Source organism: Binatus sp. (SeqCode) (genome assembly GCF_050013435.1).
GTDB lineage: Bacteria > Desulfobacterota > Binatia > Binatales > Binataceae > Binatus.
The window spans coordinates 1-14,639 of sequence record NZ_JBEKFG010000085.1 but is presented as its reverse complement, the minus strand read 5'-3'; the positions used below and the strand labels follow the sequence as shown (position 1 = coordinate 14,639).

At 61.6% G+C, this 14,639-nt stretch carries 11 protein-coding genes, 1 tRNA gene and 1 pseudogene; 6 read left to right on the top strand and 7 right to left on the bottom strand.

Translation table 11 applies throughout. From position 1 onward, the window contains the following. Nucleotides 1-733, top strand: a pseudogene (locus ABSB13_RS14690) (glycogen debranching enzyme); the annotation flags it as partial. A gap of 28 nt (nt 734-761) precedes the next feature. Here ABSB13_RS14690 and ABSB13_RS14685 read toward each other — a convergent pair. Beyond that, nucleotides 762-1,049, bottom strand: a complete 288-nt coding sequence (locus tag ABSB13_RS14685) for a DUF3303 domain-containing protein (protein WP_428109881.1) — start codon at nt 1,047-1,049, stop codon at nt 762-764. A gap of 57 nt (nt 1,050-1,106) precedes the next feature. Further along, entirely contained in the window at nt 1,107-2,381 is a 1,275-nt protein-coding gene (locus ABSB13_RS14680; protein ID WP_428109879.1) for a glycosyltransferase family 87 protein, read from the bottom strand. Nucleotides 2,382-3,158: 777 nt separating this feature from the next. Between ABSB13_RS14680 and ABSB13_RS14675 the strand changes: the two genes are divergently transcribed. Beyond that, entirely contained in the window at nt 3,159-5,432 is a 2,274-nt protein-coding gene (locus tag ABSB13_RS14675; RefSeq protein ID WP_428109876.1) for a hypothetical protein, read from the top strand. 99 nt (nt 5,433-5,531) lie between these two features. On the opposite strand, the gene ABSB13_RS14670 is transcribed toward ABSB13_RS14675, so the two are convergent. After that, a tRNA-Leu gene (locus tag ABSB13_RS14670) sits at nt 5,532-5,617 on the bottom strand. Nucleotides 5,618-5,904: 287 nt separating this feature from the next. Between ABSB13_RS14670 and ABSB13_RS14665 the strand changes: the two genes are divergently transcribed. Next, a complete protein-coding gene (locus tag ABSB13_RS14665) occupies nt 5,905-6,573 on the top strand; it encodes a methyltransferase family protein (RefSeq protein ID WP_428109873.1) in 669 nt (222 codons plus the stop codon). A gap of 27 nt (nt 6,574-6,600) precedes the next feature. Here the strand turns inward: ABSB13_RS14665 and ABSB13_RS14660 are convergent, their stop codons facing one another. Beyond that, nucleotides 6,601-7,977, bottom strand: coding sequence for a sensor histidine kinase (locus ABSB13_RS14660; RefSeq protein WP_428109871.1), 1,377 nt, complete (start codon nt 7,975-7,977; stop codon nt 6,601-6,603). A gap of 35 nt (nt 7,978-8,012) precedes the next feature. Further along, on the bottom strand, nt 8,013-8,711 hold the full coding sequence (locus ABSB13_RS14655) for a winged helix-turn-helix domain-containing protein (RefSeq protein ID WP_428109868.1): 699 nt from the start codon (nt 8,709-8,711) through the stop codon (nt 8,013-8,015). 86 nt (nt 8,712-8,797) lie between these two features. Here ABSB13_RS14655 and ABSB13_RS14650 point away from each other — a divergent pair, with 86 nt between their 5' ends. The 3 genes from ABSB13_RS14650 (at nt 8,798) to mepK (ending at nt 11,412) form a co-directional block, all read left to right on the top strand. Beyond that, entirely contained in the window at nt 8,798-9,652 is an 855-nt protein-coding gene (locus ABSB13_RS14650) for an enoyl-CoA hydratase-related protein (RefSeq protein WP_428109866.1), read from the top strand. A gap of 169 nt (nt 9,653-9,821) precedes the next feature. Next, nucleotides 9,822-10,904, top strand: a complete 1,083-nt coding sequence (locus ABSB13_RS14645) for a L,D-transpeptidase (protein WP_428109863.1) — start codon at nt 9,822-9,824, stop codon at nt 10,902-10,904. Between the two features lie 4 nt (nt 10,905-10,908). Next, nucleotides 10,909-11,412, top strand: coding sequence for a peptidoglycan L,D-endopeptidase MepK (gene mepK, locus ABSB13_RS14640; protein ID WP_428109861.1), 504 nt, complete (start codon nt 10,909-10,911; stop codon nt 11,410-11,412). 26 nt (nt 11,413-11,438) lie between these two features. Here mepK and ABSB13_RS14635 read toward each other — a convergent pair whose 3' ends face one another. Beyond that, the gene (locus tag ABSB13_RS14635; protein ID WP_428109859.1) at nt 11,439-12,617 is read right to left on the bottom strand and encodes an iron-containing alcohol dehydrogenase; all 1,179 of its coding nucleotides are present in this window, start codon (nt 12,615-12,617) and stop codon (nt 11,439-11,441) included. An 871-nt stretch (nt 12,618-13,488) separates the two neighbouring features. Beyond that, nucleotides 13,489-14,472 (bottom strand): LLM class flavin-dependent oxidoreductase, encoded by a 984-nt coding sequence (locus ABSB13_RS14630; protein WP_428109856.1) that lies wholly within the window; start codon nt 14,470-14,472, stop codon nt 13,489-13,491. Nucleotides 14,473-14,639 lie beyond the last annotated feature (167 nt).

Sequence of the window (14,639 nt, the reverse complement as noted above, 5' to 3'; positions counted from 1 at the left end):
CCTCGTTTCGTACAACGAAAAGCACAACGAGGCGAACGGCGAGGATAGCCGCGACGGCGACAGTCAGAATCGGTCGTGGAATTGCGGCGTCGAAGGACCGAGCGAGGATCCCGCAATTCGTGCGCTTCGCGAGCAGCAAAAACGCAACTTCCTTGCGACGCTGTTGCTGTCGCAGGGGGTACCGATGATGCTGGCCGGAGACGAACTTGGCCGCACGCAGCGCGGCAACAATAACGCCTACTGCCAGGACAATCCGATTTCATGGATCGATTGGGATAGCGCCGACGCGACGCTGATCGATTTCACCCGGCGGCTGATCCGGCTCCGCCGCGAGCATCCGATCTTCCGGCGCGCGGGATGGTTCACCGGCGCGCCCGCGAAGGGCAGCCGGCTGAAAGATCTCGAATGGTTCCGGCCCGACGGCGCCGAGATGACCTCCGGTGACTGGGGTGTCGGATACGCGAAAACGCTCGGCGCGTTCATCAACGGAAAAGCGATAACTGAACGCGATCGCGCCGGCGCCCGAATTGCCGACGACAGCTTCTTTGTGATGTTCAACTCGTATGGCGAGCCCATGGAATTCAAGCTGCCGCCGAAAAAATGGGGGCGCAAGTGGAGGATCGTACTCGACACCGCGGATGCGGCGGCGCCGCAGCGCGTACGATCATACGCATTCGAGGAGCGGGTTCATCTCGCGGGACACACGATGGTCGTGTTGCAAGAGGTACCGTGAATCGCGGCTTCGAGCGTCGGGCAGCGGACTACGAGACGTCCATCCCCTGAGCGTGGAAGACTTGCGCCATATCGACCGCCGGATGAACTTCGAACGAGACGTCGCGCCAGTATTCGATCATCGTGCGGATGTCGTCGTGATTGGACGACTCGAACACCAGTACGTCCGGAGTATTGCTGCTCAGCACTCCGTAAAAGCCGATGGTCTTCAAGCCGGGCGGCTTGGCGCCCTCGTTCCACCATTTGCGCGATTTTGCGACGATGTCGACATCGGTCGCGGATCCCTGCCGGCTTTTGATGAACGCAATGTAGAGCATCGCTCATGTCTCCTTTTCTCGACGGTCGCTGCCAGGAGCCGTTATAGCACTGCTCGTTTATTGAGTCGCGGGAAGCTGGCGGCCGTGATCGGTCGCGAACCAATACGCCGCGATGTATCCCGTCAGTAAAGCGATGAAGCTGGTTTCCTCGAGCGCGCGCGCCAGCCATGGGAAGATGAGCTGGAACTCAGTCGGCGGCGGTATCAGGAAGCGGTTGAAGACGCGGAGCGAAACCGCGCTGAGAACGTAGGCCATCGCCGCTATCCAGACGGCCCGCGAGCTTGTCCGCCCGTCCGCCGCGGCCGCGACCAGTTGCACGAACGCAATAGCCAGTAACACCAGGTAGTGATGCCATCCGACGGGCGACAGCATGATCGAGGTCGCGATCCACAGTGAGTAGATTCTCCAGTCGGGATCGCGGCGGTTCGCATCCGCCAGCGTCGCGCGAATAGTCATTCCAAGTACTACTATGTCCGCAGCGGCGACGGCGGCGCGTCTGATCCAATCGGCCGATGAGCCGGACGCGGTACCGGTCAACGTCCAGAACGTCCGCGATACAAATGGTCCGAGCGAAAGATTATCTACCCGGGTTACTACTGAATAGTCAGTGAGCCACAATGCGCCGTAGATGAAGCTGAGCGATTGCGTTAAGCCCAGAACCGCGACGGTTACCAATACTCCCGCTGCGATTCCAGCCGCCGCGAACGCAACCGCCCGCCATTTTCGACGAATCACAAAGTAGCCGACGAGCAGCAGCGGGTACGCCCGCAACAGCCCGGCCGATGCGATCAGCAAGCCTGCAGTGCCATCGCGCTCGCGTTCCATCGCGCGCATTGCGCCTGCCATCAGAGCCAAAACTATCAGCTGCGATTGTGCCCAGTAAAAATTCAAATTCACCGGCGCCGACATCAGAATTAGTCCGGCCAGCAACCACGCCGTGCGTCCGGAAAGCCCGCGTCGATGCGCAAGCAACAGGTACATCGCGATTGCCAATGCCGAAAAGTTGATCGCGGTCCAGATCCAGAATGCGACCCGCGGCCGCAAGCAGGTGAGAGGTTCGAAGCAAAGTAGAAACGGCGGCGTCTCGGAAGCGTGAAGCAGTCCGCCGGTCTCCAGGCTGAGCCGGGCGCCGATCGGCGTCAAATCCGTGGAATATGGATCGATTCCATGCCGGATCGCCCACGCCGATTCGTAATAGTTCGAGAAGTCGCGGCGATGCCACTGCCCGGGCATCTTGGTCAAAGTGCCCGTCAGCATCAGGAGCGCGCAGATCCATATCACGGCCAGGATCGCCGGCTGACGCATCGCGGCCGCGATTCGTTCGCCGTTCATGCCCAAGTATGGGCAAATCACGACCTGCGAGAATACAGAGGCGCTCGGACGCAGCCTGCTCGCCCGCCATCGGCACCTAATCGCGCTGCAACAGGTCGAGGCACAAGAGTTCGATCATCCCGCGCGGCCAAGTCTATCGAGCCGCCCAGCGCCGGCGTCAACGTGGCTTGGCTTTCGGGAGTGGAGGTTTTTTCGCGCCGATGATTTGCAAGCCCGAGCCAGGCGGCTGCTTGACGCGCCTGACGCGTCTCTTCGGCGTTGACGTTACGATAGCGCAACCGTCGCACAGGTCAACAAACCCGCCGCATGATGAACAGCGATCTTCAGTCGGCGTGTCGCCGCTCTTTGCTTTCATGGTCCTATGTTTCTCCGCGAGAAATTCTATCTCTAGACATCAGCATAGTACCAGAGTCAGCTTTTCGCTTCCCAGGGCTTTACGTCTATGAACTCGTCGATCGTGTTGTCGCGCAGACCACACAGGCCGCGAGGCTACAAAACCGCTCAGCCGCCGCGTTATGCTGACTCGAACCCCCTGACGAGCAAAAGATAGTTTTCCCGGCCGTTGCGGTGGGCGCGGAAGCCGGAGTAGTTACTCAGTCAGGATCACTACCATGAGCACCGCGTACCATCTGACGATCAGCTCAAACCGGACATCGTGGACCGCCATCGACTTTCAGCGGGAGTCCTAAGTTTTTCAGATATACAGATGCGACCGGTACCATGTCATCAGGCTCAAGACGCCTTTGCACAGGTGCTGGGTCTATATAGGAAATCCCGATGACGGCGTCGCCGCCAGCGGAGAGCGATAGTGGCTCAAAGCACAGGTCTCGGGCGAAACGCGCCCGCGCGGCCCGTAGTTTAACCGCGTTCGGAATCTATCTTGCCTTCGCCTGGTTCACCTTCGGCCGCGGTCTCACCGGGCATTTTCGCAACGACCACATAGGGATGGGCTGCGACCCGGGGTTGATGGCTTGGTTCCTCCAATGGTGGCCGCACGCGCTGACACATGGGCTGAACCCTTTTCTCACGGATCTCATCTGGGCCCCGACTGGGTTTAATCTTACCTGGACGACAGGTATCCCGCTGCCTGCGCTCGCGGTATGGCCGATAACCGCTGCCGCAGGCCCGTTCGCCGCGTTCAACCTGCTATGCCTGGTGGCGTTGCCGATTTCAGGATGGGCCGCGTTTGTGTTGTGCCGCCGGCTGGGAGGGGGATGGTGGTCGTCGCTCCTCGGCGGCTATATCTTCGGCTTTTCCAGCTATACGCTGGGCCAGCAGAGCTGCGGTCATATCCACATGACGGTCGTTCTCTTTGTACCGCTGGCGGTTCTGACGGTGGTGGACGCGATCGAGGGCAAGCTCCCGCCCCGCAGATTTCTTCTGCTCCTGACGGCGATTCTGGTCGCGCAGTTCCTGGTCTGCGTCGAAGTCTTTACAACGATGACGATTTTCGCCGCGATGGCCCTGTTGCTCGGAAATTCGTTCGCGCCTCGCGACACTCGATCGCGTCTTTTGGCAACGCTTCCGTATATCGCGGGAGCCTACGCCCTCGCAGTGGCTATCGTGAGCCCGTACCTCTATTACATGTTGGCGTTCCACATTCCCGGCGAAGCTCGCCTGGGGTATTCGAACGATCTGTTGAACCTGATCGTTCCGGCGCCAACGCAGGCCCTCGGCGTCATTCCTTTCATCGCTCACCTTTCCGCGTCCTTTAGAGTTAGTTCGATAGTCGAAGTGGACGGTTACGTGGGGCTTCCCATCCTGCTTCTCTTTGCCATATATGCCTGGCGCGGCTGGCGCGAACCCTTCTGCAGGCTGCTAGTTGACTCGTTCCTTGTCATCTATGTCCTATCTTTGGGCCCTCGGTTTCATGTTGGTGGTGTTGAACTGTTTGGACTCCCCGCCAAAATCTTCGGAGTGCTTCCCATTCTCGACAAGCTTGTACCATCACGGTTCATGGCTTACGGGTTTCTGATTCTGGCGATAATCGCCGCCCGATGGTTTGCCATGAGCCCGGTCGGAGTGATCCGCAAGATCATCTTTGCGGCCGCGATCGTGCTTTTCACGCTGCCCAATCTCTCGCCGGGTTTTTGGGTGCGCGCCGATGCCACCCCGGCTTTCTTCGCCACGCCGCTCTATCGCCAATATCTGAGGTCGGGTGAAAGCGTCCTGGTTCTACCATTCGGGTTACATGGTGATTCGATGCGCTGGCAGGCCGAAACCGCTTACTATTTTAGGATGGCTGGCGGATGGAGCGGTTTCACGCCGCCGGAGTTCGCACAATGGCCCATCGTGGATGCGTTTCTGGAGGGCGCTTATCTTCCGGCTCCGGCCTCTCAACTGCGCGCCTTCATGGCCCGAGAGGGAGTCCGAGTCGTGGTGGTCTCTGACAGCGACCCCGATGCGAATAATTCGGCGCTGTTCGCCGGGGCATGGGCGGCAAAAGAGCACGTTGGCGGCGTCCGTCTGTATCGCGCACTACCGGACGTGCTGACGCGCCTTTCGGACACCGCCCCGCTTGCTATGGAGCAGCGTGCCAACTCGGTGCTTTTTGATACGCTGGTCGTGGCTGCCGACAAGTGGTTTGCCGACGGCGGCAAGCTCGCTCAATTGACCCCGTTCGAAGCCCAACGCAGACGGCTGCTTCCTGCCGACTGGCTCGTGGGGCCGAGAACTTATCCCGACTGGGTCACTGGCGAAAGCCCTTCGCCCATCAGAACCGACCAGCGAACTTTCGCTGGCGCTTACCTCGGTGGCATGCCTGGCGGGGATCTAGGGGTTGGCGTGACTGGGACCTACGCGTCGCTTGCTCCGATCGCCGAACGCTATCGAGCCGATGCCCTGCACGCCTATTTTTTCCTTGCTTCGCCCCGCGATTTGTTGGCGGATGGCGCCACGCCGCCGAATCCTGGCGAGAGGGCTCCAATGGTGATTCATTTTGATGTTTCACGCGTCGCCCAAGCGGCGTCGATCGCACGCACTGAGCTTGCGGGCATGGAAATGGTGGGTGACCCTGATGGCGCCAAGGTTCCGCAACCTCGATCGCGGTAGGGCGGGGCCTTTGCTTCAATCCGAACCGCTCGCAAATCGATTTCCCAGTTAGCGCAAATCCATGGCGCCAGGCGACCTAACCATTAGAGGGAAAGATATTGGTGCCGAGAGCGGGACTTGAACCCGCACGTGGTTGCCCACGGAGGATTTTGAGTCCTCTGCGTCTGCCATTCCGCCACCTCGGCACCCGAAGAAGCCGCAGACTCAAGCCGAGTCATCTTAAGCAAAGCCAGCGCCTCCGGCAATGGCGACTGGATAGCACCCGCCCGCGCATCGACCGCGATTCCACGATCTGATCGTCTATCCAATCCCGACGCGCTGCGCGACGCGCTGACCGAGATAGCCAATCGACGGTGACTGCCGCACTACAATGATGGTCATAAGTTAGTATTGCCATGAATACTAAGTGCGATTCTCACTTATATTTCCCGAGGGTTTGCTTGGTATAGTATCAGGAGCGCACTATATATTCATGGAAGCAGTTATCACTCGCATTTCCGCGCCTATCGCAGTTGCGCAACCGCATGTCACGACCGCAGGCCTAAGGCATGCTCTCGGCGACTGCCTGCTCGCGGTAACGTTCCTGCTTGCGACGCTGCCGGCCGCGCGCGAACTCAGCTTCAGCCTGGCGGGCGCCGCTAACCTGGTATGGCTGACGGGCGCCGCGATCATGGCCGTCATGTCGTTCGCGCGATTTGCCCCGCGCACCTCGACCGTAAATCTGCGCACGCTCGCCGCATCCGGCGGAATGCTAATCCTTCCGTGCTTCATGCGTCCGACAAACCTGTCTATCGGCGCGCTCGCGACGACCGGGCTTATTTTCGAGTTATTCGGCGTGGTGCTGACCCAGGTCGCGCGCGTCTATATGGGTCGCAGCTTCGGCATATTGCCGGCCAACCGTGGAATCGTGTCGAAGGGGCCGTTTCGATGGGTTCGTCATCCTATATATTTCGGATGGCTGATACTTTCGATTGGCTATGCGATGTCCTATCCGAACGAGCGCAACATTATGCTGATCGTGGTGACGCTTCCCTTTATGGTCTGGCGAATCAATCAGGAAGAAGCGCATCTGAGCGCGGATCCCGAGTACCGTCGCTACATGGATCGGGTCCGGTACCGTTTCTGGCCCGGCTTGGTTTGAGCGAGGTTTGATGCCGGGCGTCGGCGGTTATCTGAGCGGTGCGGTTGCTCGATTCGGATCGTCGCGGTAAAGCGCCAGTGTCACGACGAACGCGCATCCGCCCGTCGGAAGATTCGCGGCTGCGATCTCCCCGCCATGCGCCCGCGCAATTTCCCGGCACAGGCTGAGGCCCAGGCCGCTGCCTTCGCCGGGCGACCCCGCGCCACGAAAAAATCGATCGAAAATATGCGGCAGCTCCGCCGGATGGATTCCCTCTCCGGTGTCGGCGACGCGGATGATCGCGCGATTCGAATCACTCTTCAGCCCGACTTCGATCGATCCATGCGCCGGCGTGAACTTCAGCGCGTTGTCGAGCAGATTGACGACGAGGCGGCGCAGATGCGCCGCGTTGCCATTGACGAAAACGTCCTCGGGAGCGCTGACCGAAAGCTTTATCTCGCGCGCCTGCGCCAGCGGTCCGACCGTCGCCGCTATCTCGCTCAGCAGCGCGCGAAGATTCAGCCGCTGCCGATCGACCATTACTTCGCCATTGAGCCGCGACAGCATCAGCAGTTCGTCGGCAATTCTGCACAGCGACAGCACCTCGCGATGCGCCGCGCCGAGTGCCGCGCGATTTTCCTCGGCCGAGCGTTCACGCGCGAGCGCTACTTCCAGCTCCGTGCGCAGCACCGCCAGCGGCGTTCGCAGTTCATGCGCGGCGTCGGACGCGAACCTGCGCTCCGTAGCCGACGCGCGTTCCAGACGCTCCAGCAGCGCGTTGATGACTTCGGTGAGCCGTGCGACCTCATCGGCCACCGGCGGGACCGTCAGCCGCGAGCCCAGATTCGCCGGCCCAATCGCGTCGAGCTCCGCCGTCACCGATTCAATCGGGCGCAGCGCCCGGCCCGCCAGCAAGTACCCTCCACCGACGCAAAGCAGCAGCACGATCGGCACCATCAGCAGCAGCAGGTCGCGAAGGCTGTCAACCGATTCCTGAACCAGGCGCGCCTGCACCCCGCTTTGCAGGTACGCGAGCTCGCCGTCGTACATCATCGGAACGACCGCGAACCTGAAGCCGGGGCTTGCGACGATCGCCGCGTGGGTGGGGAGTCTCGGGTTGAACGGCGGCGGGATCGTGTGGATGTCGCCGTAATTTCCAATCACGCCGTTTGCGGTGACGATTTGTACGCGCCGGCCGGGCCCGATATCCGTCTCGAGGCTGAGGCGCTGCAGGATTCCAAGGGCGCTCGCGGTGCCGCCGCGCTCGATTTGATCCGCCGTAGTTTCGGCCTCTTTCAGCAGCGCCGCATCGAGACCGCTCCATTGCTGGCGTTCGAACAGTTGTACGACTGCGATCGCCGCGATCAGCAGGATTGCCGCCAGCACCGCGGCCCAGTAGATGGTTAGCCTGAGTCTGATCGTCATTGGCGGCCGCCGCGCGGCAACGGCAACGCGCGGCGTCATTCCGCGCGCATCGTGTATCCGACCCCGCGCACGGTGACTATCAGCGAACGATCGGCGCCCGGGTCGACCTTCTGGCGCAGCCGATTGACGAATACTTCGATCAGGTTGGTCAGCGAGTTGTAATTCGAATCCCAAACCGTCTCCGCGATCATGTCGCGCGTTACCACCTGTCCGGCGTTTCGCATCAGCAACTCGAGCAGCATCTTTTCCTTCGGCGACAGGTTCAGAGTTTGCTCGCCGATTTTCGCCCGCCGCTTGACGGTGTCGAATTCCAGCTCGCCGACTTTGAGAACCGTCGATGCTTGCGCGCGCGGACGCCGCGCCAGCGCCTTGATTCTCGCCACCAGCTCGGCAAACGCGAACGGCTTGGTCAGATAGTCGTCGCCCCCGCTGTCGAGTCCGGCCACGCGTTCTTCGAGCAATCCGCGCGCGGTCAGGATCAACACCGGCGTCTGAACCCCGCCCGCGCGCATCTCGCGCAGCAGCTCCAGGCCGCTTTTCCCCGGCAACCCAAGGTCCAGGACGATCAGATCGAGCGCGCCGCGCGTGATTATCGGTCCCGCCGCCTCCGCACTCCCGGCGATTTCGACCGAGAAGTCTTCCTCTACGAGTCCCTGCTTGACCGCATTGGCCAGCCGAGCCTCGTCCTCGATCAGCAAAATGCGCAGCGCGTTCATACCCTCCGATGCTGGCACGGCGGCGCATCCAAAAAAAGGCGCTGCACCCCCCGTCAGATCGCGAAATCGTTGCCCCATCCGCCGCCGCTTGAGGTAACATCGCGATGGCGCCGGCAGCGGCGACTATCCAACCGAATCGGGACGGGATGCTCATGGAAGAAAAAACAGTTCTCTACGAGAAGCACGACCGCGTCGCCAGGGTCATCCTCAACCGTCCGCGCTACCGAAACGCGCAGTCGCGCCGATTGCTCGAGGAAATGGACGACGCCTTCGCCACCGCCAACGCCGACGACGACGTCCGCGTCATCATTCTCTCCGGCGCCGGCGATAATTTCTGCTCCGGCCACGACCTCGGCACGCCCGAAGAAAAAGAGGACCAGCAGCGCCGCCCGTTTCCCAAGAGCGTGCGCGGCGAGTATGCCCGCTCGCGCCAGATGTTCCTCGACAACACGCTGCGATGGCGCGATCTCGACAAGCCCACCATCGCGCAGGTGCAGGGCCTGTGTATCTTCGGCGGATGGATGTTCGCGGCCGCGATGGACCTCATCGTGGCTTCCGACGACGCCAAGTTTCTGCCCGCGCTCTTGCAGTATTTCTCGATCCCGTGGGATATGCCCCCGCGCAAGGCCAAGGAAATCCTCTTCCAGAGCCGCTTCGTCGACGCCGACGAGGCCTGCCGCCTCGGCTTCGTCAATATGGTCGTGCCGCGCGCCGAGCTCGAGGCTGAAACCATGGCGCTCGCGAATCGAATCGCCGAGAGCGACCGCTTCACGCTCCGCATGGTCAAGTGGGCGGTCAATTCCGCGCAGGACGCGATGGGCTTTAGCACCGCGATTCGCAACGCCCATTCGCATCACATGGTGCTCGGCATCGGCAGTGTAATCGCCAAGCTGGAAGGCAAGGAGCTTCCCAGCCGGATGCCCGGGGTCGATCAGGCGCTCAAGAAAGTAAAAAAATAGACGGCGCAGATCTCTGCCCGCGCTCACTTGACGGCGAGCTGCGTTCGATTTGCGACTTTACAGTCCCCATAAGACCCGTTGCGCACGAACTGCTTTAGCTTTGGTTTCCAATAGTCGTCACCATTGAGGTGTGACGACTTCCATTCGAACGCTGAGTTGCGCAATCGTCGTGGCATTCCTTTTTGTCGCGCTCACCGCGACCGGCCCCAGCTCATCGCTTTCGCCCGACGCGAATCCAACTGCCGCGCCTGCTCCTTCATCGGACCCAAAGCCGCCCCCTGCCGCGGCGGCCTCCGCCGAGCCGATCGCGACGCTCCCGCCGATTGCGCATCGGATCGCAGGTGGAGAATTCGATTTCATCGTCGCCGATGGCAACTCCTTTACCAGTATCGGTTCGCGATTCGGTGAGAGCCCCACGATATTGGCCCGCGACAACGGCAAGCAGGTTACCGACCGGTTGCACGCCGGCGACATCATCCATATCGACGATCGTCATATCGTCCCCGTCGAAGGATCCGATTTGATCGAGATCAACCTGCCGCAGCGGATGCTCTTTCATTTCGAGAGTGGCCGGTTGAGCGGGGCGTATCCGATCGCGATCGGGCAACCGGGGATGCAGTGGCGGACCCCGATCGGCGCGTTCAAGGTGATCCAGATGCGCGAAGATCCGACCTGGCGCGTGCCGGCGTCGATTCAGCGCGAAGAGGAAGCGCAGGGCAGGGAGGTCGTCGACGAGGTCGAGCCCGGACCCGACAATCCGCTCGGCAAATACTGGATCGGACTGAGTTTCCCGGTGATCGGGATTCATGGCACCAATCATCCCATCAGCGTTTACAGCTACCGAACCCATGGATGCGTCCGGTTGCATCCCGACGATATAGAAGCGCTGTTCAACGCCGTCGATCTGAACGACCGCGGCGAAATCTTCTACTTGCCTCTGATGCTGGCGCGGCTGGACGACGGGCGGATTTTCCTCGAGAGCGAACGGGACATTTACCGCAAGGGCACCGGCGGAATCGACGCGATGCGGGCTCTTGCGCAGGCCGGCGGGATTGATAACCTAATAGACTGGTTCCGTGCCGGGGAAGTAGTAAACGACCAGGAAGGAATCGCGCGCGACGTGACGCTCAAGTCAGAACGCGCGGGGGGAACGCCAGCAGATCCGATCGCGGCGACGACAAGTGAGCGAACACGCACAGTCGCAAGGGGGGCATCGCGCGGACTTATCGCGGCGGCGCTTCCTCCGCATTAGCGCCTTGGCCGCTGCACAACTGGTTGTGCCTGCGGTCGCGATAGCGCGCACCACTGTTCAGCTTCGGCACCGCTCGCTCAAATTCTACGCTCTGCACACCGGCGAAAGTCTGACCACCACCTACTGGCAGGACGGTCACTACCTTCCCGGCGAACTCGATCGCATCAACTATATCCTGCGCGATTTCCGCGCCAACGAAGTGAAGCCGATCGATCCCACGCTCCTCGATCTGCTGGTGCGAATCCGGCATCGGCTGAGCACCGCCGAGCCGTTCCAGGTGATTTCCGGATACCGCTCGCCGGTGACCAATGCGATGCTCCATGCCAACAGCGAGGGCGTCGCCGTCCACAGCCTCCATCTCGAAGGCAAGGCGATCGATATCACCGTGCCGGGACGGAGCCTCGCTCAGCTTCGCGGCGCCGCGTTGGCGCAGCAGGCCGGCGGAGTCGGCTACTACCCGCGCACCGGATTCGTTCACGTCGATACCGGCCGCGTCCGCTTCTGGTAGCCCGCGCGCGCGCCGACCCGCCGCATTCAATACGCGGCGTCGAGAATCGCGATCAACTGCTCCAGCGTCACCTCGGCGCCCACCGTGTTGGCCCGCTTCACCTCTTCGAGCACCGTCCCCGCGATTCGCGAAATTTCCCCGCGCGGCACACCCACGTCCCGCAGCCGCGTCGGCACCTCGAACTTGCCGATGAACTTCGCCGCGCGATCGGCGCATTCCACCGCCGCCGAGCGTGGATTGCGCGCGTCGAAGCGCACCCCGAATCCTTCCGTGATCGGCCCGAAGCGATCGGCGGCGACCTCGGCCATGAAGCGCATCACGTGCGGGAGCGTGATGCATGACGTGACGCCGTGCGGGACGTCCCACATTGGCCCGATCTGATGCCCCAAGGCGTGCGAGATTCCGCTGCGAGTGTTCGACATGCCGAAAATCGAAAGCCACGCGGCGAGCTGGCATTGCATGCGATGCTCGAGTTCGTCATCGCCGTCGGTTTGCAGTGACGGCAACAAATGCTCCGTCAGGAGCGCGATCGCGCGCGCCGCGAGCGTGTCGGTGACCAGCTGATGGCGCGTCGAGTACGAGCCCTCGACCGCGTGATCGAGCGCGCGCATCCCGGTCGAGGCCCACAGCCAGGCCGGCGTTTCGACCGTCAGCGCCGGATCGAGGATGACCACCCGGGCCTGCAGGCGCGGGTCGGCAACTCCGCCCTTCACCCTGGTCGATTCGTCGGTGACGCCGCCCCCCGGCGTGAACTCGCCGGCCGACAACGTGGTCGGCATCGCGATATGCAGAATCTCGCGCGCGCCCGCCGTCTCTGTCGTCGCCGCGTTGAAATCCACGATGCGCGAGCCGGCGCGGCCGCCCATCAACTGCCACGCCGCGTTTTTCACGGTGTCGATCGGGCTGCCGCCGCCGAAACTCACTATCGCATCGGCGCCGACGCGTCGCGCCTCTGCCACCAGTTCCGTGACGGTATGCGACGGTACGTGCTGAGCGGCGCCGGCGAACACGCCCGCGATTGCGGGACCGGCCGCGTTCTTGACCTTGTCGAGCAGTTTCGAATGGCCGAGCGTTTTGCCGGTCACGATTAGCGCTCGTTTCGCTCCGCGCCGCGCGAGCTCGCGTCCGAGTGATTCGGCCTTGCCGACGCCGAAGACAACCGTCTCGAGTCGCGTGAAATGGTATTCGCCGGCGGTCTTGTTCAATTTCCTTCTCCTGACGAAAAATAAATTCGCTTACCCCCGGAAATCATATTCTGCTGCTTATCGCTACCGAAAACACCCCGGAATCATATTTTGGTGCTTGTCACTACCGAAAACACCGGGCTTGCCGCTTGCGATGCTTACTGAACAGGGCGACACTGATCGGGCTACCTTCGATTGGTCACTCCCGCGTTTGATCGCTTTTACAAGGACAGGTGAAACTTTGAATCTACGACACACTGCCGTCGCTCTGGCGCTGATGGGCTGGTATTTGATGGCGCCGCCGCAGACCAGGACCTGGTGGGTCGGCCCGCCACGTGCCGATAATGCCGCCCCGCTTACCAGGTGGACGAATCAGCAGTCATTCGACAATGCGGAAAAATGTGAGGCAGCCAGGATGGTCACTCAGGTGCAGGCCGGAGCCCTTTGCGTGTCCACCGAGGATCCTCGCCTCAAAGCCTTTTAGTATGTAAACGACGACAACAAAAAGTGAGCAGGCGGGGCTTTGCGATGCGCTCGCAGAACCCTCACCTACCGACCGCCAGGCGGCCGGCCTCCGCGTGTCTGTGGCACCTCCCGTGAAATAACGGGCGGGGAAGGAACCGGGACTCTTCCCCTTCGGCAGCACTCAGGGCTTCGGCTGGAGGAAGCGGAGCTGTCCAGAAGCGCTCCGGAGTGACACAAAAAAAAGAGCGCACAGGCTCTTCCATCGCGTAGTCGCGAAAAGATGCGCCGCGCAGATTTTAGCGTCTTCTCAATGCGGGCGCAGGGGCCGCGCCCGCCAACGGCGGGCGGCCCTAACACTGGGTGCAGGGGTTACCCCTGCCCAAGGAAGTGTGAAACCCAGGATGGGTTTCACATTCCCTGCCACGGCTCAGTGAGCGAACGCGGGCATCACTTCCTTCGCGAACATCTCGATTGTGTCGGGCATCATGAAGTTCAGGAAGAAGTACGTCATGCCGAACTTCTCGATACGAGCGGCGAGTTCGCGCTTGACGTCGTCGGGGGTGCCGATCAGGATCTGAAGCGACGTGCGCACGCTTGCGTTATCTTCGATTCCAAGCGTCTGCGCAGTCCCCGCCGCCATCGCATCGGCCGTGGCGCGATCCTTGGCCATCAGTACAAATCCTCCGCCTGAGAGTTCGAGCGCGTCCGCCGCGCGTCCCGCGGCTTTCAGGAAGCCGCGAATCATCTCGATCCGCTTGAGGACCTTGGCCCGATCGAACTTGAGCGCTTCGACGATATCGACGTAGCCCTTGGTTATCGGCGGGTTCAGATTCAGGATGTCGGCCTCATGTGCCGCGATTTCCAGTATGCGCTTGCCGCCTCCGCCAATCAGGATCGGCGGATACGGCCGCTGCACCGGCTTGGGGTCGCAGTAGGCCTTGTCGATCTTGAAGTACGGCCCATGATAAGTCGGCTCGTCTTGCGTCCACATCGCCTTGAGCAGCTTGATTCCGTCCCCCATCTGCTCGATTCGTTCGGCGTTGGACGGATACGGAAAGTTGTAGGCGTCGTATTCTTCCCTGAACCAGCCGGCGCCGAGCCCCGCGATAAAGCGTCCGCCGCTCAAGTTGTCGATCGACGCCATCGTCTTCGCCAGCAGTGCGGGGTTGCGATAGGACATCGAGGTGACCAGCGGCAGCATCTTGACGCGCTTGGTGACTGCCGCGACTGCGCTGAGCATCGTGAAGCATTCACAATGCGGTGCCCGCGGGTCGGCCATCAGCCCGCGCATGAAGAAGTGATCGTCGATCGAAACCGAATAGTATCCCAACTCCTCGGCGCGCCGCGCAGTAGCCAAAGTGGCAGCCGGGTCGCCATTAGGAAGCCCAACATTGAATTTGATTGGCCGCATGTCTGATGCTCCTTGAATTCAGGACCTTTACGCCCGCCACTTTAGACGCTCGACAGCATTACGGCCAGCGCCGCGCTCCGTTGTCGCGCGGCAGGGGTGACCCCTGCACCCAGTATTAAGGCCGCCCGCCGTTGTCGGGCGCGGCCCCTGCCCGTTGGCACGGCTGG